Source organism: Paenibacillus sp. 7516, assembly GCF_002272715.1.
GTDB classification, from domain to species: domain Bacteria; phylum Bacillota; class Bacilli; order Paenibacillales; family Paenibacillaceae; genus Paenibacillus; species Paenibacillus illinoisensis_A.
Genome location: NZ_NPBI01000012.1, coordinates 576,083 through 599,109 on the forward strand (window position 1 = coordinate 576,083; position 23,027 = coordinate 599,109).

The 23,027-nt window shown below is 49.3% G+C and carries 23 protein-coding genes and 1 other annotated feature; of the genes, 17 read left to right on the forward strand and 6 right to left on the reverse strand.

The window, feature by feature from the left end; all coding sequences use genetic code 11:
- Positions 1–92 precede the first annotated feature (92 nt).
- On the forward strand, positions 93–1,532 hold the full coding sequence (gene cls / locus CHI14_RS13825; RefSeq protein ID WP_095289010.1) for a cardiolipin synthase: 1,440 nt from the start codon (positions 93–95) through the stop codon (positions 1,530–1,532).
- 345 nt (positions 1,533–1,877) lie between these two features.
- Positions 1,878–2,786, forward strand: a complete 909-nt coding sequence (locus CHI14_RS13830; RefSeq protein WP_095289011.1) for a YitT family protein — start codon at positions 1,878–1,880, stop codon at positions 2,784–2,786.
- 76 nt (positions 2,787–2,862) lie between these two features.
- On the opposite strand, the gene ligD is transcribed toward CHI14_RS13830, so the two are convergent.
- The 5 genes from ligD to ku all read right to left on the reverse strand — a co-directional run bounded on the left by ligD (position 2,863) and on the right by ku (position 8,161).
- Positions 2,863–3,753: a non-homologous end-joining DNA ligase gene (gene ligD / locus CHI14_RS13835; RefSeq protein ID WP_095289012.1), complete on the reverse strand. Its 891-nt coding sequence runs from the start codon at positions 3,751–3,753 to the stop codon at positions 2,863–2,865.
- A 46-nt stretch (positions 3,754–3,799) separates the two neighbouring features.
- Entirely contained in the window at positions 3,800–4,756 is a 957-nt protein-coding gene (locus CHI14_RS13840; protein WP_095289013.1) for an ATP-dependent DNA ligase, read from the reverse strand.
- A gap of 51 nt (positions 4,757–4,807) precedes the next feature.
- Positions 4,808–5,920 carry a GerAB/ArcD/ProY family transporter gene (locus CHI14_RS13845; RefSeq protein WP_095289014.1) on the reverse strand — a complete coding sequence of 371 codons (1,113 nt, stop codon included), beginning with the start codon at positions 5,918–5,920 and terminating at the stop codon, positions 4,808–4,810.
- Positions 5,921–6,101: 181 nt separating this feature from the next.
- A complete protein-coding gene (locus CHI14_RS13850; RefSeq protein ID WP_095289015.1) occupies positions 6,102–6,971 on the reverse strand; it encodes a VOC family protein in 870 nt (289 codons plus the stop codon).
- A gap of 281 nt (positions 6,972–7,252) precedes the next feature.
- Positions 7,253–8,161, reverse strand: a complete 909-nt coding sequence (ku, locus tag CHI14_RS13855; RefSeq protein ID WP_095289016.1) for a non-homologous end joining protein Ku — start codon at positions 8,159–8,161, stop codon at positions 7,253–7,255.
- A 196-nt stretch (positions 8,162–8,357) separates the two neighbouring features.
- Between ku and CHI14_RS30470 the strand changes: the two genes are divergently transcribed.
- The 8 genes from CHI14_RS30470 to CHI14_RS13890 all read left to right on the forward strand — a co-directional run bounded on the left by CHI14_RS30470 (position 8,358) and on the right by CHI14_RS13890 (position 14,508).
- Entirely contained in the window at positions 8,358–8,654 is a 297-nt protein-coding gene (locus CHI14_RS30470) for a hypothetical protein (RefSeq protein ID WP_249281102.1), read from the forward strand.
- Positions 8,655–8,658: 4 nt separating this feature from the next.
- Positions 8,659–8,835, forward strand: coding sequence for an H-type small acid-soluble spore protein (locus CHI14_RS13865; protein WP_095289132.1), 177 nt, complete (start codon positions 8,659–8,661; stop codon positions 8,833–8,835).
- A 195-nt stretch (positions 8,836–9,030) separates the two neighbouring features.
- Positions 9,031–9,516, forward strand: a complete 486-nt coding sequence (tsaE, locus tag CHI14_RS13870; protein ID WP_095289017.1) for a tRNA (adenosine(37)-N6)-threonylcarbamoyltransferase complex ATPase subunit type 1 TsaE — start codon at positions 9,031–9,033, stop codon at positions 9,514–9,516.
- Positions 9,516–10,367, forward strand: a complete 852-nt coding sequence (gene tsaB / locus CHI14_RS13875; RefSeq protein ID WP_095289134.1) for a tRNA (adenosine(37)-N6)-threonylcarbamoyltransferase complex dimerization subunit type 1 TsaB — start codon at positions 9,516–9,518, stop codon at positions 10,365–10,367. The genes tsaE and tsaB overlap by 1 nt, the downstream gene beginning before the upstream one ends.
- A gap of 18 nt (positions 10,368–10,385) precedes the next feature.
- The gene (gene rimI / locus CHI14_RS13880; RefSeq protein ID WP_170948130.1) at positions 10,386–10,907 is read left to right on the forward strand and encodes a ribosomal protein S18-alanine N-acetyltransferase; all 522 of its coding nucleotides are present in this window, start codon (positions 10,386–10,388) and stop codon (positions 10,905–10,907) included.
- A complete protein-coding gene (tsaD, locus tag CHI14_RS13885; RefSeq protein WP_095289018.1) occupies positions 10,904–11,959 on the forward strand; it encodes a tRNA (adenosine(37)-N6)-threonylcarbamoyltransferase complex transferase subunit TsaD in 1,056 nt (351 codons plus the stop codon). Before rimI ends, tsaD begins: the two co-directional genes overlap by 4 nt.
- Before the next feature lie 96 nt (positions 11,960–12,055).
- Positions 12,056–12,232 carry a hypothetical protein gene (locus CHI14_RS30830; protein WP_481856408.1) on the forward strand — a complete coding sequence of 59 codons (177 nt, stop codon included), beginning with the start codon at positions 12,056–12,058 and terminating at the stop codon, positions 12,230–12,232.
- Between the two features lie 224 nt (positions 12,233–12,456).
- Positions 12,457–12,762: a binding site (T-box leader), on the forward strand.
- Positions 12,763–12,951: 189 nt separating this feature from the next.
- The gene (locus CHI14_RS13890; RefSeq protein WP_095289019.1) at positions 12,952–14,508 is read left to right on the forward strand and encodes a 2-isopropylmalate synthase; all 1,557 of its coding nucleotides are present in this window, start codon (positions 12,952–12,954) and stop codon (positions 14,506–14,508) included.
- Between the two features lie 575 nt (positions 14,509–15,083).
- Here CHI14_RS13890 and CHI14_RS13895 read toward each other — a convergent pair.
- Positions 15,084–17,039 (reverse strand): ABC-F family ATP-binding cassette domain-containing protein, encoded by a 1,956-nt coding sequence (locus CHI14_RS13895; RefSeq protein WP_095289020.1) that lies wholly within the window; start codon positions 17,037–17,039, stop codon positions 15,084–15,086.
- Between the two features lie 278 nt (positions 17,040–17,317).
- On the opposite strand from CHI14_RS13895, the gene CHI14_RS13900 reads away from it, so the two are divergent.
- The 7 genes from CHI14_RS13900 (at position 17,318) to groL (ending at position 22,665) form a co-directional block, all read left to right on the forward strand.
- Positions 17,318–17,941, forward strand: a complete 624-nt coding sequence (locus tag CHI14_RS13900) for a 5-formyltetrahydrofolate cyclo-ligase (RefSeq protein WP_095289021.1) — start codon at positions 17,318–17,320, stop codon at positions 17,939–17,941.
- A 9-nt stretch (positions 17,942–17,950) separates the two neighbouring features.
- Entirely contained in the window at positions 17,951–18,463 is a 513-nt protein-coding gene (gene moaC, locus CHI14_RS13905) for a cyclic pyranopterin monophosphate synthase MoaC (RefSeq protein ID WP_095289022.1), read from the forward strand.
- Between the two features lie 37 nt (positions 18,464–18,500).
- Positions 18,501–18,986, forward strand: a complete 486-nt coding sequence (locus CHI14_RS13910; RefSeq protein WP_095289023.1) for a MogA/MoaB family molybdenum cofactor biosynthesis protein — start codon at positions 18,501–18,503, stop codon at positions 18,984–18,986.
- A gap of 186 nt (positions 18,987–19,172) precedes the next feature.
- Positions 19,173–19,427, forward strand: a complete 255-nt coding sequence (gene tatA, locus CHI14_RS13915) for a twin-arginine translocase TatA/TatE family subunit (protein ID WP_095289024.1) — start codon at positions 19,173–19,175, stop codon at positions 19,425–19,427.
- A 77-nt stretch (positions 19,428–19,504) separates the two neighbouring features.
- A complete protein-coding gene (gene tatC, locus CHI14_RS13920) occupies positions 19,505–20,287 on the forward strand; it encodes a twin-arginine translocase subunit TatC (RefSeq protein WP_095289025.1) in 783 nt (260 codons plus the stop codon).
- Between the two features lie 393 nt (positions 20,288–20,680).
- Positions 20,681–20,962 (forward strand): co-chaperone GroES, encoded by a 282-nt coding sequence (groES, locus tag CHI14_RS13925; RefSeq protein WP_090918205.1) that lies wholly within the window; start codon positions 20,681–20,683, stop codon positions 20,960–20,962.
- 71 nt (positions 20,963–21,033) lie between these two features.
- Positions 21,034–22,665, forward strand: a complete 1,632-nt coding sequence (gene groL / locus CHI14_RS13930; protein ID WP_095289026.1) for a chaperonin GroEL — start codon at positions 21,034–21,036, stop codon at positions 22,663–22,665.
- Positions 22,666–23,027: the final 362 nt, after the last annotated feature.

Here is a 23,027-nt window from a genome sequence, read left to right on the forward strand (position 1 = left end):
CCTAACATTGGGTATCTATGATTAGCTATATCCTTTATCGTCAAAACTGATGAAGCGAGAGTGCGAGAGATTGTTATCAAGGGGGAAGCCGGATGCTTTGGCTGGTCATTATTTTACTTATTTTTATTTTCCAGGCAGCCACCATTATCATATTGGAGTTCAGGAATCCGTCCAAAGCGGTGGCCTGGCTGTTTATTTTGTTTTGTGTGCCTCCCATTGGATTTATCGTGTATTACTTCGTGGCACAGGATTTCAACAAGCGGAAAAAGGTACGCAAAGCCGGATCCAGAATTTTTAGGGAGATTAAGGAAACGATATGGGAGCAGGCTCATATTGTGAAGGAAGCAGCCGAAATGCCTGACGATCGCTTTAGGCACCAGCAGCGGCTGTTTAATCTGCTGTCCCATCTATCGGAGAGCCCCATAACGGGCTGCAACCGAAGCAGGGTGTTAACAAACGGGAAAGAGGCCTTCCCGGCCATGTTAAGGGAAATGGAGAAGGCCAAGCATCATCTGCATGTGGAGTTTTACATTTTTCGTGATGATGCAATCAGTATCAAGTTTCAGGAAGTCATGATTCGAAAGGCACGTGAGGGTGTGCGAGTCCGGTTCATCTGTGACGGCCTTGGCAGCCACAAAATGAGCTTGGGTTTCATCCGAAAGCTCCAGGACGCCGGGGTGGAATTCCATTACTTTCTGCCACCACTGATTGCCACCATCGATCGCAGGGTCAATTACCGGAATCATCGGAAAATTATCGTCGTGGATGGAAAAGTCGGCTTCGTTGGTGGCATCAATGTCGGGGATGATTACCTCGGAAAATACCCCGAAATGGGGTTCTGGCGGGATACACATATGCAGCTGGAAGGTGACGCCGTTTATTTCCTGCAAAACACGTTTCTTAACGACTGGAAGCTTGCTTCTGGCGAGCAGATTACCGAAACACAGCTGAAGGAACTCTTTCCGCCTCATATATGCAGCGGCAACGAAAAAATTCAGATTTTGGCCAGTGGTCCCGACCAGGAGTGGGATGCCATTCAGGAAATGTGTTTTGGGGCCATCTCGGTTGCCTGTGACCGGATTTATATTACAAGTCCCTATTTCATTCCGGATCCAGCCCTCTATGAAGCACTGAAGACCGCAGCCGTCAGCGGGGTGGATGTAAAAATCATTATTCCATACCATTCTGATTCCCGTCTCGTTCATCTGGCTTCCCTCTCGTACGTGGAGGAACTGCTTCGGGCAGGGGTGGAATTTTACCAATATCGGAAAGGGTTCATTCACGCCAAGGTCATGATTGTGGATGAATTGCTTGCAACTGTGGGGACAGCAAACATGGATATGCGCAGTTTTTTCTGCAACTTTGAACTGACAGCCGTTCTGTTTGAGTCTTCCTCCATGGATCGTTTGGTCGGTGATTTTGAGCGGGATTTGAAGGTGTCCAGCAAGATTGACCTGAAGACATTTCAGGCGCGTTCACGAGTACAAAAAGGGGCAGAAATACTTTCTCGCATGCTTTCTCCGCTGCTTTAGCCGTTTTAGGCTCGATTTCTGAAGATAAATTCACTTTTTTTGAATTTATCTTCTTTTTGCTAACTATTTTGCTCAAATTTGATCTTTTATGATATAATAAATATATAAATCATGTCTTGGCGAAGGAGGGGAGTCTGCGGGAAACAGGCTCCCTTTTGCTCTCTTATCGAAGTGTAAACCGGAATTAAGACATATTTGAATCCATTTCATATTGCTTTTAGATGCTTATAAGCAGGGTACGTATAGGGTCGACCGAGATCGTTTTCTTCTATATGTAGTTTCCCCGTCCGGTATTTAAATGATTTATGAAATTGATTCACATATTGATCAAACGGGGGGGATACCATGTCCAATGTAACGGTTAAAGAAATAACATCGAAGCCGGATCGGAATGTAAAAAGCTCGGTATTTACACTGAAGCTCCTGCAACGTATTGTAATGATTTTGGTTGGTGCCGCACTGATGGCCGTATCACTTGAAATATTTCTCGTGCCCAATGGCGTCATTGATGGTGGAATTACGGGGATCTCGATTATGGTGTCAGAGCTTACGCAGCTGCCGCTCGGGATTTTCCTGACCTTGCTCAACTTGCCGTTCCTGATTCTGGGTTATAAGCAAATTGGTAAAACGTTCGCGTTATCCACATTGCTCGGCATTGTGGTCATGTCCATCGGAACTTCATTATTGCACCATGTTCCTGCATTGACACCGGGTGAGCCGCTGCTTGGAGCTGTTTTTGGCGGATTGATCCTGGGGGTCGGTGTTGGCCTTGTTATCCGGTCTGGGGGATCGCTTGATGGTACGGAGATCGTAGCCATCCTGCTGAGTGAGAAGTCACCATTGTCTGTCGGACAGATTGTTCTGTTTATTAACGTGTTTATTTTCGCAGGTGCAGGATTTGTATTCGGTTGGCCGAACGCCCTGTATTCAATGATCGCGTACTATATTGCCATGAAGATGATTGATATCGTCAACGAAGGTCTGGATCAGTCCAAATCGGTATGGATCATCAGTGAGAAATATCGGGATATCGGTTCAGCCCTGACTGACCGTCTCGGTCGTGGGGTTACTTTCCTGGATGGGGAAGGCGGATTCAGCGGAGATGAGAAGAAGATTATCTTTGTGGTCATTACTCGTCTGGAAGAAGCGAAGCTGAAGTCTATCGTGGAAGATTGGGACCCGCATGCCTTTGTGGCGATCGGTAACATTCATGACGTGAAGGGCGGACGTTTCAAGAAAAAAGGTATCCATTAGCGAGTCTTATCCGATGTAAGAAGCTTCTAATAAGAAATGAAGAAATAGCCGGCGCCCTTGGTTTGAGGGCTGCCGGCTATTTCTTTTTGAGGTGCTGCGTAATGAGTTCAACTGGCTGCGGCTCAACACTGGCAATGAGATCGCCTACCTGCTGGAGCCGTTCCACAATATTCATCAGGTGATAATCCTTCACCGACACATTGTTCCGAACTTCATCCCACGTGAGCGGGGTGGATACGGTACCTCCGGGTTTGGCACGAGGTGTGTATGGTGCTGCCAGGGTTTTGCCGCCATAATGCTGCAGGTAATCAAAATAAATGCGGTCTCCGCGGTCCTTTTTGAGCCGCTCCAGTGTGAACAGGTCCGGATGCTTCTGGGTGACGTACTTGCCGACAAAATGACCAATGTCCCGCAGCTCATCAAAGGTGACGCCCTGACGAATGGGAACGATGATCTGTATGCCTGTGGCACCGGAAGTTTTGGGTACAGAACGGAGGCCGAGGGAGGTTAGTGTCTCCCCTACTATTAGAGCTGCCTGCATAATACGGGGCTCCTCCTCAAGTGAGGGGTCGAGATCAATCATCCATTCACATGGCAGATGGCTCCCTACGGCATGTAAGGAGGGGTGGAACTCCAGGGCAGCAAGATTGCCGAGCCACAGCAGTTCCGGAAGACCGTCCATGACGATATAGCGGATGCCTTCGTGGATCTCGGTACGTACGAAATCGGGAATGGGTTCAGGAGCATTTTTTTGATAAAAAAATTCACCGCCTGCACCGTGCGGATATCGGATGGTTGTCAGGAGGCGGTTCCTGGTGTACGTCAGCAGAAAGGGAGCGATCGCTGCAAGCTTCTGCAGATAGATGGCTTTCGTCACTCCTGCTTCAGGCCACAGCAGTTTGTCGGGATTGGTTACAGTAAGCTCTATTCCCTCGATGGTAATGGTACCTTTGATCGTACGGGGCATATGAACACCTCCCTTTTCATGAGTCTAACGAAAAAAAACACGCCTGCTACACCTCGATTGTGAGTTGGCTGGCAAGACAGTCTTCACGAGACACTTCCGCGAATGCTTGTATACTCGGATGGCGTAAGGTGCGATGCTGGGTTAGTTCCATGTATTGCACTTTGACTCCGATCTCGGGCTTGATCCAAGTTGTTTCGGAGCTTCGTTCAGGCACGTTATGGAACGGCCGCTCCTCTTGAATCAAAGGTTCGACTTGCTCGGTCAGTTTACGCCAGGTGGCTGAGTTCAGCTTACCTGTGCCGACATGACCAATATAGACAAAATGAGGCCCGTCATATACACCAACCGCAATGGCGTTAACGACGCCGCTCCGGTAGGTAACCCCGCCAATCATGGCATATAGATCATGCATGATTTTAACTTTTTGCCAGCGCTGATCCTTGCCATTGATGCCGTAGGTACTTGTAAGGTCTTTACAGACAATCCCCTCCATCTGATGCTGCCTCATAACGGTGAGCAGAGAAGCCGCATCGGAGGTATTGGTCACCTCCTGAACGTGTGAGCCCGGGTTGAGAACATGATGCAGCAGACGCTGGCGTTCTGCAAGTGGTTGATCGGTGACCCATTTTCCATCACAGTACAAAATATCGAAAACCATATAAGTGACCGGAATCCGGTACACCGCTTGGGCAATCGCATCTGGTTTGCTCATACGGTCCCGGCGCAGCACATGGTAAAAAGAAGGCTTTCCCGTTTCGGGGTCAAGCGCAATCACTTCACCATCCAGAATGTAGGAGGGGGCGCTGCACAGATTGCGGTCAGAGACCAGCTCTGGATATTGGACTGTCCGGTCGTGCAGTCTGCGGTTAATCAACCTGAGTTCATGGCCATCCTCGTACGCAAGCATGCGAACACCATCCCATTTCACCTGGGCAATCCAGTTAGGTCCGTTTGGAATGCTGTCCCGAGATATGGGTTCAAAGGGGATCAGAGGCTTAAACATGTGCAGGGCTCCTTTCGGGTGGCAGTATTGAGCAAACGTAATCAGAAGTGCTTACCTGTTATAACGTTCTCGTTTTGAAGCACGAGACTTCAATTTATGTACCAAAATAAGCAGCACAGGAAGTGCAATGCCGCATGTAAGATCCCAGTCGATCCAATAAGGGATAATGACTTTGAGATAAAAAACCTCGTCCGGAGCGACCAGGATCGACATCGCCAAAATCAAAAGGGCCCCTGGCAGAATAAGCTTACGATAGCTGGAAAGTCGGAACAGGTTCGTAACCCCCAGGATAAAGCTGTAAAAGAATAGAATACTTTTGAAAAAAACGGCGATAATCCAGACGGATGCCATGAAGGCTTCAATCCGCTGCAGAAAGTTGCCTATATTAATCTTCTGCGATAGCTTGAATGAGGCAAACCAGTGATGCTGTGTCATGAACGGCCCCATGACAAGCAGGCAGATGGTCAGTGTCAGTGTAAGCATCAGACCGCCGATGAGTCCTGCCAGAAGAAAATCCTTCTCCAAATGAGGCTCCTTCTTGGTGTACGGGAGTAACATCATGAAGATACATAACTCACAGTAAGGATATGTCAGCACGGCGATGAAACCTCGGAATGGAGCAGCGAAGCCTTGAGCAAGAACAGGCTGGATGTTATCCAACTTTACGTGAGGGAGCAGACAAACCGTCAGAATAATCAAAAACAAGACGATCAAGGGAAGCCAAAGCTCTGCACTCCTGGCTATACATTCGAGGCCACAGATGAGTCCCCACACGAGAGTGCCGACAAAGAGCAGATGCACAATCAAGTGCGGTGATTCAGGCAGGATCTGGGTAGACATGAAATCGCCGATTTCCCTGACGAATGTGGAAGTGCTAATCAGAAAATAAAACAAATAAAAGCAGCTGAACAAGGCTCCGATCCAAGGTCCAAATGTATGAAGTGCATTTTCGATAAGATTGAGTTTGGGGTGAAGCTTATAGGTGACCAAAAAAATGAACAGAATCCCCATACCTCCGGCGACACCGAGTAAACCGGATATCCAGGCATCTTCGTGGGCGAATGAGGTAATCATGGCCGGAAATACAAGTATTTGTTCACCAATTGTACAGAGGAACATTAAGGCGGCAAGCTGCCTTACAGTCAGACGTCCCTTTTCAACCATGTGGGTTCTCCTTCATCGACCGGGCTGGATATTAGGTTAGGATGCGCCAAATTCACCATATTTATAATAGTAAATAAAGCCCGGACGAGGGCATCATCTCTAATCAAAGGATCAAGAGATGTACACTGTCCGAGCTTTCTCGGTATGGAATGGAATCAAAAAAATGATTGTGTAACGTGCTTTATTCTGCTGTAACCAGCTGTATGCGGATATTCTGCGGATCAATGGTAAACCATTGACCGCCCAGTTCTTCAAGTGTGGAACCTTGCGTGCGCAATTGTTCCAGCGCTTGCTGCAATTGTTCCTGTCCGGCGTACACGATGGTAAAGTAGTCAATTCCCGTAGCCCGGTTCGGATTCACAGGAGCGCCTGTGCCTGCCCAGATATTCAGGCCGATATGGTGGTGATATCCACCTGCGGAAACAAACAGCGCTGACATGCCAGCGAAATTGCCAACGACGTCAAAACCGAGAACACCCGTGTAGAAACGGCGGGATTCCTCCAGGCTGCGTACATGAAAGTGTACATGACCAATAACCGTTCCGGCCGGCAGGCCATGCCATGGCTCATTTTCCGAGATGTCGAACAAGCTCTGTACATCCACTGGATCACTTGCCATGATGTAGTTGTTGTCTGTATCACGTCTCCAGGTATCACGCGGGCGGTCAGCGTAGATTTCAATGCCGTTTTGATCCGGATCGGAAATATAAAAGGCTTCACTCACCAGGTGATCCCCTTGGCCGATTTCAATGCCGGAGGCGGCGAGGTTTCGCAGTGCAAGTCCGAGGGATTTGCGGTCAGGCAGAAGAATGGCAAAATGGTACAAGCCCGCGTGAGAGCGTACAGGCAATGTCACCGCATCAGTCAGTTCTTCCAGGCGCAGCAGTGACGTTTTGCCGTCGGCGGTCATCGTTGCGACCTTATCCTGGCGTTCCAATAAACGAAGACCAACCACCTCGGTGTAAAATTGAATGGATCGCTCCAGATTGCTTATTCGCAGGCTTACTTCACCCAAATGAGTAGTTGCAGGGATCTGGTATGGGGTAGTCATCTTCATTTCCTCCTAATATAAAATAAGTTTGAGATCATCTCATCTAAATTGCAATAACAAGGGTAGGTACGTTAGATCATTCTCGCTTCGGATCCTATAGGATACACTTTAAAATTATAAATAAGTTACTTTTCATAAGTTAATATAAAATATAAATCATCTTTCGTCAATTGTATTTTCACGTTCCGAGCAAACCTAAACTAGCGGGCAGGAGGGCTTATAAAAAAATAAAATCCGGCTAACGGAGCCGGATGGGTTGTATCGTAAAAAATTTTTGTTCGTTATGATTTGGACTTGGAAGCTGCTCTTTTCTTTTTGGCTGGAGCTGCTTCGGTATCGCCACCGACCACGGCTTGTACAGTTGTCTTTTTGGTTGCGCGTTTTTTGGGTTTGGCAGTCGTTGTTCCCGGGTCTGCAGGGATGGGCTTGACTGCCTCAATGCTGGCTTGGAGGGCTGCCATCAAATCCATCACATTCGCTTCCGGTTTAGCCGGCGCAATCTTGATCTCTTCACCCGCAACTTTGTGATTGATGAGATCCAGCAGTTTATTGCGGTAATCGTCTGTATATTTGCCGGGTTCAAAAGGCGTGGACAATTGATCGATCAGCAGCTTCGCCATCGTCAATTCCTTGTCATTGACATTTTGGGCTTCCGGCAAGTTTGGTACTTGTGAGACCGGACGAATCTCATCTGGATAGAAGATGGTTTCCATGGAGAGACAATCCTCCAGAACCCGAATGGCAGCGAGGCTGCTTTTGGAACGAATGGAGACCTTGGCGATACCGATTTTGCCCGTGTCACGCATGGCTGTCATCAGCAGCTGATAAGCGTTTCCGCCGGCCTGGTCGGGAGAGAGGTAGTATGTTTTTTGAAAATAGATGGGATCAATCTCCGTCAAATCCACAAAATCCAGGATGGTGATGGTCTTGCTGGCCGAATCATTCAGGGCTTCCAGCTCATCTTTTTCGAAGAGCACAAATTTTCCTTTTTCGTATTCATATCCTTTCGTAATTTCTTCCCACTTCACATCCACTTCACAGGAAGGACATTGACGGACATAAGCGAGCGGGCTGCCGCAGACTTTATGGATGTATCGCATGGAGATGTCTTTGTCTTCAGTAGCCGAGAACATTTTGACAGGGACGTGCACGAGCCCAAAGCTGATTGCACCTTTCCAGACCGTATGCATGGGTCGGCTCCTTTCCGAGGTACCTTTTTATGATGTAGTATGGGCATTTCCGTGACTGGATAATCGCTTACAGGATGAATTCGTATGGTTCGGGCTGACTGGGGGATGATAACAGAAACATGCTTGAACATGGTATTGAGTCTTAAGCATGTGAGTCAGGAAGGGTATGACATCGAACAAGCTGGGAGGTGCCGAAATGAAGAACACTAGGGATGAAGAAGAAGCGCACAAACATGCCTTTTCTCCATATCCCATTGACGGGGCAGAGGATTCTGAAGAATTTTACACGCCAGCTGCTGCGGTGAACTGGGAAGCGGTGACTTCCGAAAAACTGCCACTTGATCGGGAGTCCTTCATGCTCGACATTGACCGGATGGTAAATGAAGGGTTAGGTGGAGGTCAGGTTACCGAGGATAACGGGTATATTGGTGAGAGTACGACGGACACGATGATTCGTGAACCACATGATGATCCGGAAGGAGAGTATGAATAAAATGATGGATGCAAAACGTGCCAAGGCGATTTACGATTCCAAAGATACGATTGCTGTTACCCTGGAGGGAGATCCGGTTTGGATCGAACATGTGGACGAAGCTAACGGAATGGCAACCGTTCAGGTAGGCAGCAACCCGGGGAATACCCAGACCGTTCGTGTGGACCGCCTGGAAGAGTAGGAAGTTAGCGAAGATAACGTTAAATACAGGATGTCGTAAGAAGGCCGGTGCCGTCAGGTACCGGTTTATTTAATTTTACGATCTGCCAATATTGCTTTTGCTGTTCGTCTTCGATGCTTGCGGGGGGAGAAGGGGACCGATATAATAAGGTTCAAAGTGAACTCAGGCGGCTGACCGCCAAAGGTGGGGCGTATATTGAACAAAACGCATGAGCAATGGGTGTTTGAGTCCCATGGTATTGCAGATACAGAGGCGCTTGCGTCCGCACTTGCTGAACAGGCAATTGCCGGAATGGTGATTGCACTTGACGGTGATTTGGGCGCGGGCAAAACGGCATTTTCACAGAAGTTTGCCTGGCATTTGGGTATACGTGAAGTGGTGAACAGTCCCACGTTTACGTTAATTAAGGAATATGAAGGGCGTTTGTCTTTATATCACATGGATGTGTATCGTATTTCACTGGAAGAAGCGGACGAGCTTGGACTGGATGAATACTTCTATGGAGCCGGAGTCAGTCTGGTGGAGTGGTCCAGTATCATTCCCGAACTGCTGCCGGAGGACCATTTGCATGTACAGATTGAAACAACCGGTCCGGAGGATCGCAAGATTACGCTGGATGGATACGGTGAGACTTATGCGGCCATGTGCCGGCAGTTCAGACAGAATGGAGTCAATAAATGATGAAAGATTTACAAAAAAAGCCGCGTCAGCGGTTTTTGGCGTTGGATACGTCCACCGCGGTGATGGCTGCCTCGGTGATGGAAGATCACGCCTTGCTGGAGGAGCGCAATGAACGTGCCGAACGGAATCACTCGGTGCACGTCGTGCCTGTAATGGAGCAGCTGCTGGCAGCGAGCGGCACTGCACCTGGCCAGCTGGACGGCATTGCCGTAGGCATCGGCCCAGGCTCATACACAGGTATCCGCATTGCGGTAACGGCGGCGAAGACACTCGCCTGGGCATGGGACATCCCCGTTGCCGGGGTGTCCAGCCTGCAGGCGATGGCCTGGGGCGGCTGGCACCGCGGCCTCGCGGCCAAGGCTGAAGCTGCGGCAGATGAACCTGCCGCAGCAGGGGCTGGCGGAACGCCATCCGCGGACCAGGGCGGCACAGGTGCCGCCCCTGTCCACTGGATCGTTCCGCTCGTGGATGCGCGGCGCGGCCAGGCGTACACCGCGCTGTTTGCCTCCGCCGGAAGCGATGCGCCCCGGCGGCTCGCGCCAGATGCCATCCGCCTGATGGACGGATGGCTGGAAGCCCTCGCCGCCCGCATGGCGGAGGCGGCGCCGGAAGAGCGGCCCGCAGCCGTCTGGATTGTCGGCGAGACGGGCCCGCATGCGGCAGCAGCGGCTGAGCTCCGCTGCCCTGCAGGTACGGCACTCCAGCTCGTTCCCTATGAGCTGGAAGGCCGCTGGATCGGGCGCCTTGGCGCCGAAGCGCTGCTCGCAGGGCAGCGCGACGATGTGCATGCGCTGGTGCCGAACTACACCCAGCTGGCCGAGGCGGAAGCCAATCTACTGCGCAAAGGCTGAAAGAAGGGTGGCGAGCGGATGGACGAGATGGAAGGTTATGGACAGGATGCAGCACTTCAGTTCAGGCTCATGACATTGAACGACATTCCCGATGTTATGGTGATTGAACATGAGGCATTTACGATGCCCTGGACGGAAGAAGCATTTCGAAACGAATTAACGAATAATCATTTTGCCAAATATATGGTCATGGAACTGGAAGGCAGAGCTATCGGATATGCCGGGATGTGGACCATCATGGATGAGGCTCATATTACCAACATTGCGGTAAGAGAGGCTTACCGTGGTCGCAAGCTTGGCGAGAAGCTGCTGGATGAGCTTATGAGAACAGCGGCATATCTTGGCATGGAGCGAATGACGCTGGAAGTGAGGGTATCGAACCTGGTTGCCCAGCGTTTGTATGAGAAAAAAGGGTTTGAATCGGCAGGTCTTCGCAAAGGGTATTACTCCGACAATCAGGAGGATGCGATGATTATGTGGGCGAATTTGCCGCCTGCAGGCCGGGGCGGCGAAGAGGAAGGAAGCGTAATAGATTCATGAACGAACTGAGTGAACAACAACAATTGGGTCCATCCTATATTTTGGCGGTGGAGACCAGCTGTGATGAAACATCGGTTGCCGTGGTCAAGGATGGGCAGGAAGTGCTGTCCAACCTGATCTCGAGTCAGATTGAGACACATAAGGCGTTTGGCGGAGTGGTCCCTGAGGTCGCTTCCCGTAAGCATGTTGAAGTGATTACCTTGATGATGGAACAGGCGATTGAACAATCCGGTATCCGTCCAAGAGACCTAAGCGCGATCGCCGTAACGCAGGGACCTGGTCTGGTGGGTGCATTGCTGGTAGGTATTGTTGCGGCCAAAACGCTTGCCATGGCTCTGGGCAAACCGCTGATTGGCACGCATCATATTGCTGGTCATATCTATGCCAATCGGCTTACACATGAATTGCAATATCCTGCGATGGCTCTGGTTGTGTCTGGTGGACATACGGAGCTTGTGCATATGGAATCCGAGGGTAAGTTCAAACTGATTGGCCGTACGCGGGATGATGCCGTAGGTGAGGCTTATGATAAGGTAGCACGTGCCTTGGGATGCCCGTATCCGGGGGGCCCTCATGTGGACCGGATGGCGTCTGAAGCAGAACAGGTTGTGCCGTTACCTCGGGTGTGGCTGGAAGCGGGTTCTTATGATTTCAGTCTTAGCGGATTGAAATCTGCTGTGCTGAACGCACTCAATCATGCCAAAATGCGTGGAGAAACGCTGGAACCGTCTGCTGTTGCACGCGGGTTCCAGGAAGCTGTAGTGGAAGTATTGGTAGAGAAAGCGGTGCGAGCCGTTCGTGAATACGGATCACGCCAGCTGCTGCTGTGCGGAGGCGTTGCGGCAAACCGCGGTTTACGCTCGGCATTGCAGGAGCGTTGTGCCAAGGAAGGGCTCGAATTGCTGATTCCTCCGATGGAGTACTGCACGGATAATGCAGCGATGATCGGAGCTGCCGCTTATTTGAAATGGCAGCGGGGTGAAATCTCGGAATTCGATGCCAAGGCAGATCCGGGACTATCCTTGGAGGCATGGTCTGTTCAGTCTGTGTAGTCAGACGTAGGAATTTAAGAGTTGACAGCAGCATGTGAAGAATGTATATTAGTTACAAATTTAAACAGGATATTGAAGTCCTGAACCGAAAACGCGATGAACAGGAATAGTAAGGTTAATCCGGGTCTTAGAGAACTGCGGGGTGGTGCAACGCAGTCGAAGGAAACCAGAAACTCGCCTGGAAGCGGAACGATGGAACACGGAAACTCCCCAGGAGGATCCGAAGGCCGAACAGGTCATGAGAAAGTACATCGTTACGGATTGCCTCCGTGATTGGGCCGTTGCCGTGCAGATGACCTGAATGTCAGGTAAGAACTCGGCAATAACAAGGGGATTTTTCATCCTTGAGGAAATAGATCCGTATGGACGCATACGGAAGCTGCCTTGGGAGCGTGGGAAGTCAACAAGAGTGGTACCGCGATGGTTACAGCCTGTCGTCTCTTGCATTATTGCGAGAGATGGCAGGCTTTTTGGATTGAACAAAAGGGTCACATACGATAAATGTAATGAACGGGAGCAGTAAAACGATGAAGCGCTCAGAGAGCTGCGGGGTGGTGCGACGCAGTGGCTGGAATCGTTTGAATCTCGCCCGGGAACGGAGCTGTGGAAACAGGAAGTCCTGTGTACACAGCAACGGCTGACCACCGTTATAAGGTGTTTCTCCAGATTGCTCCATTAAGCAGCGATATGAACAGCGCAGTGATGGTGAGCCTGGAGACGACGAGGTGGATGATGTCTGGCGCAAGCCGGATTCGTCAAGCAAGAGTGGTACCGCGGAGGGGATATAACCCGCCGTCTCTTAGATGAGATGGCGGGTTATTTGTTTTGCTGCCGGCAGCAAATGGGTGGGTGTGGAAGAGTATCGTTTTGGAAGGGTGAGCAGGTATTGAATTCAGGAGTGCAAGTCGACGTGCACTCAGGAGAGAAAAAACAGCATGGATAATGTTTATCATGGAATACACATACATTGAAATTAATGGAGGCGGAGTAAAATGACAACGGAAATGAACAAGCGGAAAATTGAGATTTTTGATACCACACTGCGTGATGGAGAACAGGCACCTGGAGCCAGTCTGCAGCCGGAACAAAAAATTGAGCTGGCTCACCAGCTGGCTGCGCTTGGCATTGACGTCATTGAGCCTGGATTCCCGATCTCCAGCCCAGGTGAGTTCGCGGCGGTTCAGGCGATATCCAGACAACTGCAACATGTGGAAATTTGCGGATTTGCCCGTGCGGTCAAAGGAGACATAGATGCTGCAGTGAAAGCAACAGCTGATGCTGCACGACGCCGGATTCACCTGTTCATCTCTTCGTCAGATATCCATATCGAGCACCAATTGCGTCGTCCGCGCAGTGAGGTTGTCGCTACTGCACGGGAGATGGTGTCCTATGCACGCCAGTTTACCGACATTGTGGAATTCACGGCGATGGATGCAGCCCGGACCAAGATGGATGATCTGATCGAGATGATTGAGGTAGCTATTGAAGCTGGGGCCAGCATCATCAATCTGCCAGATACCGTTGGTTACGCGCTGCCGCATGAATACGGAGAGATGTTCCGCCGTGTCCGCGAGGGGGCAAGAGGTGGCGATCAAGTAAGGTATAGCGCGCACTGTCATAATGATCTGGGACTTGCAGTGGCCAACAGTTTGGCTGCGATCGCGAACGGGGCTTCCCAGATCGAAGTAACGATCAACGGAATTGGTGAGCGTACAGGTAACTGTGCATTGGAGGAGCTGATTATGGCACTGGAGACACGCGGCGATGCCATTGGGGCCACAACAAATATCAAATTGAATCAGCTATACGAGACGTCCCGCCAGATCAGCCGGGCCATGCACTTCCCGATTGCTTATAACAAGCCGGTGGTCGGACGCAATGCGTTCCAGCATGAATCGGGAATCCACCAGGATGGACTGCTGAAGAATCGGAACACCTATGAAATTATGGACCCTGAAGCATTGGGGATTCCGCGCAGCATGATCATTCTGGGGAAACATTCGGGTCGTCATGCCCTGAAAGACCGTGTTCGCAAGTACGGTTTTGAACCGGATGAGCAGCAAATGGAACAATTGTACGAAGTGTTCAAGGAAACGGCCGACAAGCAAAAAGTGGTTAGTGACGATCAGCTGCTGCAAATGGTCAGCCAGACGATGAACATTCCTGCACAGGATTATGAGCTGGTTGAACTGCAGGTAACGGCAGGCAGCATGACAGACCGGATGGCAGCCGTTCGGATCCGGACAGGTGCGGGCGAACAGACGTATTCTGCCGTTGGCAGCGGGCCGGTAGAAGCAGCCATCCGTGCGATCGGTCAGAGCATTTCTGATGATATCAGCTTCGTGGATATGGAAATCCATGCGCTGAGCGGAGGAGAAGAGGCGACGGCAGAGGCGGCTGTTGCCGTGGAGCGTGCAGGACGGGAATTCAGAGGAACAGCTACGCACAATGATATTGTTATGGCAGCAGGTCTTGCTTATGTGGCGGCATGTAACGCTGCGGGACTCAAGGCAGAGTCAACGGAAAGCGACAAGTCTGTACACGTATAGAAAAGGTTGAATAAGCAAGCTAAATAGTGAAGTGACGTATTAGAAATTGAAAAGCAGACCTTAGATCTGAAGGTCTGCTTTTGTCTGATTATGTGAGATAATCTATATAAGTAAAAAGCGATCTGTCAAGATGTGATTATAGTTATCCACATATTCAGGATAATTTGTGGGTAACTGTACCAAAGCCAATCCAGCAATGTTTTCGAAACTAAAAGGGTTTAGGGGATAGTATACACCTACTGTATCCACAAACTTGTGGATAACGTGGATAACTTGGTGGATAAATATGGTTTTTGTTCAAAAATGCGATTCTACCGCTGTATAATTAACTTCATTAAACTGCTTGCTATCTAGCTTTTCTGTGGATAAACATGAAATGGAGTGGAGTAAAAATATTTTTCACAATTCGAGTAAATTTGACAAATGCAAAAACTCTAAATTAATCTCTGATGTGATTCATATTCAACAAAAACAGCAAAAAAGCCGATCCCGTCAAGGAGTCGGCTTTTACTGTATCTCTTTGTATTAACTTAACTTGCACATGAGTCCAATACTTACGCTGACGAGTCGAGAAATCAAGACTCGAGCGCGAGGGCTTCCCAATCTTCGTACGCTTTGGCCAGCTGGAGCTTCCGCGCTTCCGCATCTGCCTGAAGCTCCTGCAGCTTCACGTAATCCTGATACACCTCTGGCAGGGCCATCTGGGCTTCAAGCTCCGTAATTTCCGTTTCCAGCTTCGCAATCTCCTGTTCGAGTGCTTCCTGTTTCCGCTGCCGGTTACGCTCCTCACGCTTGGCCTGCTTGTCTGCTTCGAATGAAGCGGCACCGGATTTCTCGGTTGGTTCCTGATCTGGTTTCACAGACCGCTTAGAGGAGGAGAGAGCTGCTTCTTCGGCTTCGCGTGCAATGTCCTCAAGCTCCTGCTTCTTCTCAATATAGTCATCATAGTTTCCTAGGTAATGCTCTGTTCCTCCAGGATGCAGCTCCACGATCCGTTCAGCCATTTTGTTGAGGAAATACCGGTCATGAGAGATGAACAGCAGTGTGCCCTCATAATCCATGAGCGCTGCTTCCAGCACTTCTTTGGCGAAAAGGTCGAGATGGTTAGTAGGCTCATCTAGAATGAGCATGTTGGCTTCCTTGAGCATGAGCTTGGAGAGGGAGACACGAGCCTTCTCACCGCCACTCAATGATGAGATCTTTTTGAGTACATCATCTCCGCTGAACAAGAAGTTGCCAAGTACAGTGCGAATTCTTGCTTCCTCCATGCCGGGATATGCGCTCCAGAGCTCTTCCAGAACCGTATTGTTGGGGTTTAGTCCCGTTTGCTCCTGATCATAATACCCGATCTGCACCTTGGTTCCCCACTGGATCTGGCCGCTTACCGGACGCAGGCTTCCAGTGAGGCATTTCAGCATCGTGGATTTCCCGATCCCGTTCGGTCCGATCAGGGCTACCGTTTCCCCGCGTCTAAGATCAAATGATACATTGCGAAATAATGGCGAGGCTTCATCGTAAGCGACGGAAAGATCGTCCACACGAAGCACTTCCTTACCCGACATGACAGCTGTCTCAAAAGAAAAATGAGCTTTCTTCAAGTCACCCATCGGCTTGTCCAGACGTTCCATCTTGTCCAGTGCTTTACGGCGACTCTGAGCACGTTTTGTCGTGGATGCACGTACAATATTCTTTTGTACAAAGTCCTCCATTTTGGCGATCTCATCCTGCTGTTTCTCGTACTGTTTCATCTGACTCTCATACTCGGCTGCTTTCAGCTCCATATAACGGCTGTAGTTCCCTGTGTACTTTTTGGAGCGGTGCCGTTCGATCTCCACAATGGTGGTCACCAGCCGATCAAGGAAATACCGGTCATGGGATACAACGAGCAGTGCCCCTGAATAACCTCTTAGATAATCTTCCAGCCAGGTTAGGGTCGGAATGTCCAGATAGTTGGTAGGCTCGTCCAGCATGAGCAGGTCGGGTGCCTGAAGCAGGATGCGGGCAAGTGCAAGACGTGTCTTTTGTCCGCCGCTTAGCGTGGCAATTGGAGTATCGGGTGAAAACTCGCCAAAGCCCATTCCGTGCAGGACGCTGCGGATGCGCGTTTCCATCGCATAACCGCCGTGGTCCTTGAACCAGTCCGATCGCTGGGCGTAGCGTTCAAGCAGGTCCGCATATTTTTTCTCGTCCTCCATCTGGGCCGGATCAGCGATATCCTGTTCCATCTTGCGCAGTTCAGCCTCAGCCTGGGTCAGATGGGAGAAAACGTGCATCATTTCCTCCCAGATGGAGCGGTCGGATTGCAGACCACTGTTCTGGGCGAGATAACCCAGGGTTGTCTCTTTGGATTTGAAAATTTGTCCGCCATCATAGGACATTTCTCCCGCAATGATTTTGAGCAGGGTAGATTTCCCCGCACCGTTTACGCCTACGAGTCCAATGCGTTCACGTTCTAATATTTGTAAGTTCACGCCGTCCAAAATCGGATCGACACCATAACGTTTAATAATTCCGGATACTTGCAGCAGCATATAATTAAGTTCCTCCATAGGTCCAGTTCTTGATTACTCAACTACATTCCAGTTTACATGAAATACAGATCAAATGCACCGATAACGAGCGCCCCGGCGTGTAGTCTTTTTGCTCAATCAATGATAAACTGAAAGAAGACATGTGAATATATGAGGATTTTGCAGAAAATCACTCATTTTAATTTTTTCAACGAGACGACAACTGGTCTTAACATATAATTGGTTTGAATTGAGGCGTTTTTACTACCTTCCACATCAACAGGAGGTTATTCAGGAACATGCAGGACCGGACGGAACCCAAAAGCCAGCTTCGATCCAGACTGATGAAGAGTCGTGATCGGATGGATGAGGCAATTCGGCAGCATGCCATGAGTGAAGTTAGTCTTGTGGCTAAACAGGAGCTGCAGCGACTTCGGCAGGACAAGCGGAGGTTGACGATTTTCAGCTACTTGTCTTATAGAAGCGAAGCATCCACGGCCTTTCTGTTTGAGGATGGCTGGAAGCACGGCGACAGGATGTTTGCACCGAAAGTATTGGCGAATCCGGACCGTATGGAATTAAGGCGGGTGGCCGGAGAGCACGATATTGAGCCTGGCGTATGGGGGATCCCGGAACCCAAAGACACCTGTGAGGTGCTTCAGCGTGAGGAATGGCCGGATATTGATCTCGTCATTGTACCCGGCCTTGGATATGATCTTCATGGCGGACGAATTGGTTATGGTGGCGGTTATTATGACCGATTTGCCGAGCAGCTTGAAGCAGAGTGCTTCAAGGCGGGGAAAAGGCCGCTTCTCGCTGCAATCGTCTTGCCGGGACAACTGCAGGATGAAATTCCGATGGACCCGTTTGATCTGCGTATGGATCTGTTGATGACAACCGAAGGTATACTACATATCGAATAAAGGGTTGTGATGGTATTGAACTCCAATGCAAGGAATGAATCGGATTCCAGCGAAGGTAAGCTGACACATTTTAACGAGCAGGGACGTGCCCGTATGGTGGATATTTCGGGCAAGGACGTAACGGTGCGCACGGCAGTGGCTGTATCCAAAGTAACGATGAACCCCTCCACACTGGAAGCCATTCGGGAGGGGCGGATCGGAAAGGGCGATGTCCTGGCCGTGGCTCAAATTGCAGGAATCCAAGGCGCCAAGAAAACGTCTGACTGGATTCCGATGTGTCATCCGCTGGCACTGAATGGTGTGGATATTCGTTTTGAGGACAATGGACTGGACGAACTATCGATTCAGGTCACGGTCAAAACAGAAGGCAAAACCGGTGTCGAGATGGAGGCGCTCACGGCGGCTTCAGCAGCGGCACTGACGATCTATGACATGTGCAAAGCATTGCAAAAAGACATGATTATCGGACCAACGATGCTGCAATCCAAAAGTGGTGGCAAAAACGGTGATTTCAACCGATAAGGGACATTTATTTTCATAGAGGAGAAGGGTGATCTTTATGGTGTGGAGAACAGCAATCCTGACAGCCAGCGACAAAGGGGCCCGCGGGGAACGTGAGGATACGAGTGCACAAGTAATCCGGGAGCTAGTGGAAGAAGAACTGGGTGGGGAGATCGTGGAATACCGCATCGTTCCGGATGAACCCGATGAGATTATTGCGGCCTTGATTGAGATGACAGACTATTTTCATGCAGACCTTGTACTAACGACCGGAGGTACGGAGCTGGCGATTCGTGATATTACACCGGAAGCCACGCGTCGGGTCATTGAACGTGAAGTTCCGGGAATGGCAGAAGCGATGAGATACAGCGTTATGAGCAAAAATCGTTCCGCCATGCTGTTCCGGGGCGTGTGCGGGATTCGTGGACGTACGCTGATTGTCAATTTGCCGGGTACACCGAAGGGTGTGCATGAGCATCTGGCAGCAATTATGGATCAGCTTCCCGAAGCGCTTCTGATGGTTACAGGCCAGTTTAAGCAATAACGGCAATGCACTTGGAAAGCAGTAGAATTAAAAATCGTTTCTTTTATACTCCTTAGTTGATTTTGCGGGTTATGTAAGTGGTTACATCTGTGGTATGATGGGCTTAATTGTAAATTACAGCAGAGGCATCTATAAGTTAGGGCCAAGTGTACGCATCTTCGAAGCTTGAGACGAGGAGGAATATCAATGTTAAGTTCCATTGGACCAACAGGTTTTATTTTGCTGGCCGTGATCGCTTTATTGTTGTTTGGACCTAACAAGCTCCCGGAACTGGGACGTGCTGTTGGACGTACTTTCCGTGAATTCAAAGAGGGCGCACGTGAAATCATCTCTGAGGATGATTCGTCCAATCGCAAAGAGCAGGAGAAATCCAAGCCGCTGGCAGTGGATAGTGAGCCTGAGTCCGCTCCCAAGCCTGTAGACAAGCGTCTGCCGGAGTGACCTGACGGCAATGAATGAGAAATCCCTTCCTGCCGGAAGGGTTTTGTATTTTAAGCTGGCAATAATGGAGGGCAGGAATGACGCAGCAGAATGAAGAAATGACCATTACGGAACATTTGAGTGAGCTGCGCAAGCGGCTGATCTATGTGTTAAGCGTTTTTGTGCTGGGCCTGGTGGCAGGATTCTTCGTAGCAGATCCGGTGTACCGCTATTTGACGAAGGCGGAATCGGCTCAGGGGTTTGTGCTGCATGCCTTCTCCTTCTGGGATGGAATAGGGATCTATATGAAGATTGCCGGTCTGTTTTCATTGATTATTACGCTGCCCTTTACGGTATTTCAGATCTGGAAGTTTGTAAGTCCAGGCTTAAGGCCCCGTGAACGGAAAGCGACACTGAAGTATGTACCTTATGTATTTCTGTTATTTCTGGTTGGACTGGCCTTTGCGTACTATGTTGTATTTCCGATGGCACTTGCTTTCACTTCCACGATTACGGAGAAGATGGGGCTTGTGGAGACCTATGGAATGAAACAGTATTTCAGTTTCCTGTTTGGAATTGTGCTGCCGGTATCGCTGTTATTCGAGCTTCCGCTGCTCATCATGTTTTTGACAGGGCTTCGGATATTGAATCCAATCCGTCTGCGAAAGATGCGGCGGGTGGCTTATTTTGTCCTGATCTTCATCGCAGTTGTTGTGACGCCGCCGGATTTTATATCCGATCTGCTTGTTATGATTCCGTTACTCCTGTTATATGAGATCAGTGTGTTTCTGTCTGCCATCGTATACCGCAAGCAGCTTGCTGCCGATGAAGCGGCAGAGGCCAGATATGTACGTACCAACAATGAGCAGAGCGCAGGTTAGAGGAACCTTCCTGTGCTCTTGTTCTGGTCGCTTTCAATTAGACTTTGTTCGGTATGCTGGATTACGCAGAGATCTTCGTTCTGGGACAGGCAGGCATATTTTGCCCAGCAATGGATACAATGGTGAAGGGCTGTTTAGTGATTCGTTTGGAGCTGATTGGTGACTCGGTAACAGGGTTACGCAATAAGAGGTGTAGGGCTGAACACGCCATTTTGGTGTCTTGATGTTAATGCAGCGTAAATTCTCGCATGAATTCTTCAAAAGGACTTGAAATCATGCTTCAAGTTGAGTATCATAAAGTTGGTTGTTAGCACTGAACACTGTCGAGTGCTAATACATATGGCTACAACCTACAATGCAACGTTATATAATTTCAAAAGGAGGCTATTTTTCATGATCAGACCTTTAGGTGAACGCGTATTGGTAGAACCACTGGAGCAAGAGCAAACAACTTCTTTCGGGATCGTACTTCCGGACTCTGCTAAAGAAAAACCGCAAGAGGGCAAAATTATTGCCGTTGGAGCGGGCGCACTGAAAGACGGCGTACGTGTAGCTCTGGAAGTGAAAGAAGGAGATCGCGTAATCTTCTCCAAATATGCCGGAACAGAAATCAAATTCGAAGGTAAAGAATATTTGATTATGAAAGAGAGCGATATCCACGCGATTCTCGACTAATTCAAATTTAATCGGTTAACCGAACCATATAGCAATATCATTTTACAATATACTAGGGAGGTTTTCTTACCATGGCTAAAGACATTAAATTTAGTGAAGACGCTCGTCGCTCCATGCTTCGCGGTGTGGATGCATTGGCTAACGCAGTAAAAGTAACGCTCGGTCCTAAAGGCCGTAACGTGGTTTTGGAGAAAAAATTCGGAAGCCCGCTCATCACGAATGACGGTGTAACCATCGCTAAAGAAATCGAACTGGAAGATGCATTCGAGAACATGGGTGCACAACTGGTTAAAGAAGTAGCAACCAAAACAAACGATGTTGCCGGTGACGGTACTACAACAGCGACTGTACTTGCTCAAGCACTGATCACAGAAGGTCTGAAAAACGTAACTGCAGGCGCTAGCCCAATCGGTATCCGCAAAGGGATCGACAAAGCGGTTAAAGCTGCGGTTGCTGAACTTCAATCCATCTCCAAACCGGTAGAAGGCAAACAATCCATCGCACAAGTTGCTGCAATCTCTGCAGCTGACGAAGAAGTAGGCGAACTGATCGCTGAAGCTATGGAAAAAGTGGGCAAAGACGGCGTAATCACAGTTGAAGAATCCCGTGGATTCGCAACGGAGCTGGAAGTGGTTGAAGGTATGCAATTCGACCGCGGTTACATCTCTCCATACATGATCACAGATACGGATAAAATGGAAGCTGTTCTGGACAACCCGTACATCCTGATCACGGACAAAAAAATCTCCAGCACACAGGACATCCTGCCATTGCTTGAGAAAATCGTACAACAAGGCAAACCACTCGTGTTGATCGCTGAAGATATCGAAGGCGAAGCACTCGCGATGCTGGTTGTGAACAAACTGCGTGGTACATTCAACGCTGTAGCGGTTAAAGCTCCTGGCTTTGGTGACCGTCGTAAAGCAATGCTGCAAGATATCGCTGCCCTCACTGGTGGCCAAGTGATCACGGAAGAACTGGGTCTGGACCTGAAATCCGCTGTTGTGGAACAACTGGGTACAGCTCGCCAAATCCGTGTAACTAAAGAAAACACAATCATCGTTGACGGTGCTGGTAACAAATCCGATATCGATGCTCGTGTTAGCCAAATCCGTACACAACTGGAAGAAACAACTTCCGAGTTCGACAAAGAGAAACTGCAAGAGCGTCTGGCTAAATTGTCCGGTGGCGTAGCAGTAATCAAAGTCGGTGCGGCTACTGAAACTGAATTGAAAGAACGCAAACTGCGCATCGAAGATGCCCTGAACGCAACTCGCGCTGCGGTTGAAGAAGGTATCGTATCCGGTGGTGGTACTGCGCTCCTGAACGTATATCAAGCGGTTGCTGGTGTAGCTCTGTCCGGTGACGAGCAAACAGGTGTGAACATCGTGCTGAAAGCACTGGAATCACCAATCCGCACAATCGCAGCTAACGCTGGCGAAGAAGGTTCCGTCATCGTGGAACGTCTGAAAAAAGAGCAAGTAGGCGTAGGTTACAACGCAGCTACTGGCGAGTGGGTTAACATGATCGAAGCGGGTATCGTTGACCCTGCGAAAGTAACTCGTTCTGCTCTGCAAAACGCTGCTTCCGTAGCAGCAATGTTCTTGACTACTGAAGCGGTTATCGCTGACAAGCCAGAACCTGCAGGCGCTGCTGGCGCTCCTGATATGGGCGGCATGGGTGGAATGGGCGGCATGATGTAATAAAGGTTTAACAACCTTGTAATACATCTAGCAACTCATATCCATGAGTAGAAGAAGACCCCGAGAGATGTACACTTGAACAAGTGACTTCTTTTGGGGTCTTTTTGTTTCGTTCTATGATAAAAGCACAATAAGGATGGGAGACTGCTTGCAGGTAATTTAAAATTTGAACTACCTTTTATCTCAATTTCAGATTCATTTAAGGTAGTGAAGGTAATATTAATCTTGTAAGCCCCTTCTCGTGTTAAATAGATGTGTGACTGGCCCTATCGGATTGTCCTCCGGTAGGGCAATTTTTTTCCTGAATTATCCCTTGAGATGATATGATAGAGAAAATAGTAGAGTGATTGAAATAGTTATCG

Bases quoted from the DNA above. Each gene is read 5' to 3' on its own strand.
- ku (WP_095289016.1), bottom strand. From the start codon at position 8,161: ATGCATACGGTCTGGAAAGGTGCAATCAGCTTTGGGCTCGTGCACGTC.
- groES (WP_090918205.1), top strand. From the start codon at position 20,681: ATGATCAGACCTTTAGGTGAACGCGTATTGGTAGAACCACTGGAGCAA.
- tsaD (WP_095289018.1), top strand. From the start codon at position 10,904: ATGAACGAACTGAGTGAACAACAACAATTGGGTCCATCCTATATTTTG.
- tatA (WP_095289024.1), top strand. From the start codon at position 19,173: ATGTTAAGTTCCATTGGACCAACAGGTTTTATTTTGCTGGCCGTGATC.
- CHI14_RS13890 (WP_095289019.1), top strand. From the start codon at position 12,952: ATGACAACGGAAATGAACAAGCGGAAAATTGAGATTTTTGATACCACA.
- rimI (WP_170948130.1), top strand. From the start codon at position 10,386: ATGGACGAGATGGAAGGTTATGGACAGGATGCAGCACTTCAGTTCAGG.
- CHI14_RS13865 (WP_095289132.1), top strand. From the start codon at position 8,659: ATGGATGCAAAACGTGCCAAGGCGATTTACGATTCCAAAGATACGATT.
- CHI14_RS30830 (WP_481856408.1), top strand. From the start codon at position 12,056: ATGAACAGGAATAGTAAGGTTAATCCGGGTCTTAGAGAACTGCGGGGT.
- CHI14_RS13850 (WP_095289015.1), bottom strand. From the start codon at position 6,971: ATGACTACCCCATACCAGATCCCTGCAACTACTCATTTGGGTGAAGTA.
- CHI14_RS13845 (WP_095289014.1), bottom strand. From the start codon at position 5,920: ATGGTTGAAAAGGGACGTCTGACTGTAAGGCAGCTTGCCGCCTTAATG.
- CHI14_RS13895 (WP_095289020.1), bottom strand. From the start codon at position 17,039: ATGCTGCTGCAAGTATCCGGAATTATTAAACGTTATGGTGTCGATCCG.
- CHI14_RS13910 (WP_095289023.1), top strand. From the start codon at position 18,501: ATGGTGTGGAGAACAGCAATCCTGACAGCCAGCGACAAAGGGGCCCGC.
- moaC (WP_095289022.1), top strand. From the start codon at position 17,951: ATGGTATTGAACTCCAATGCAAGGAATGAATCGGATTCCAGCGAAGGT.
- CHI14_RS13900 (WP_095289021.1), top strand. From the start codon at position 17,318: ATGCAGGACCGGACGGAACCCAAAAGCCAGCTTCGATCCAGACTGATG.
- tatC (WP_095289025.1), top strand. From the start codon at position 19,505: ATGACGCAGCAGAATGAAGAAATGACCATTACGGAACATTTGAGTGAG.
- CHI14_RS13830 (WP_095289011.1), top strand. From the start codon at position 1,878: ATGTCCAATGTAACGGTTAAAGAAATAACATCGAAGCCGGATCGGAAT.
- CHI14_RS30470 (WP_249281102.1), top strand. From the start codon at position 8,358: ATGAAGAACACTAGGGATGAAGAAGAAGCGCACAAACATGCCTTTTCT.
- tsaB (WP_095289134.1), top strand. From the start codon at position 9,516: ATGAAAGATTTACAAAAAAAGCCGCGTCAGCGGTTTTTGGCGTTGGAT.
- CHI14_RS13840 (WP_095289013.1), bottom strand. From the start codon at position 4,756: ATGTTTAAGCCTCTGATCCCCTTTGAACCCATATCTCGGGACAGCATT.
- ligD (WP_095289012.1), bottom strand. From the start codon at position 3,753: ATGCCCCGTACGATCAAAGGTACCATTACCATCGAGGGAATAGAGCTT.
- cls (WP_095289010.1), top strand. From the start codon at position 93: ATGCTTTGGCTGGTCATTATTTTACTTATTTTTATTTTCCAGGCAGCC.
- groL (WP_095289026.1), top strand. From the start codon at position 21,034: ATGGCTAAAGACATTAAATTTAGTGAAGACGCTCGTCGCTCCATGCTT.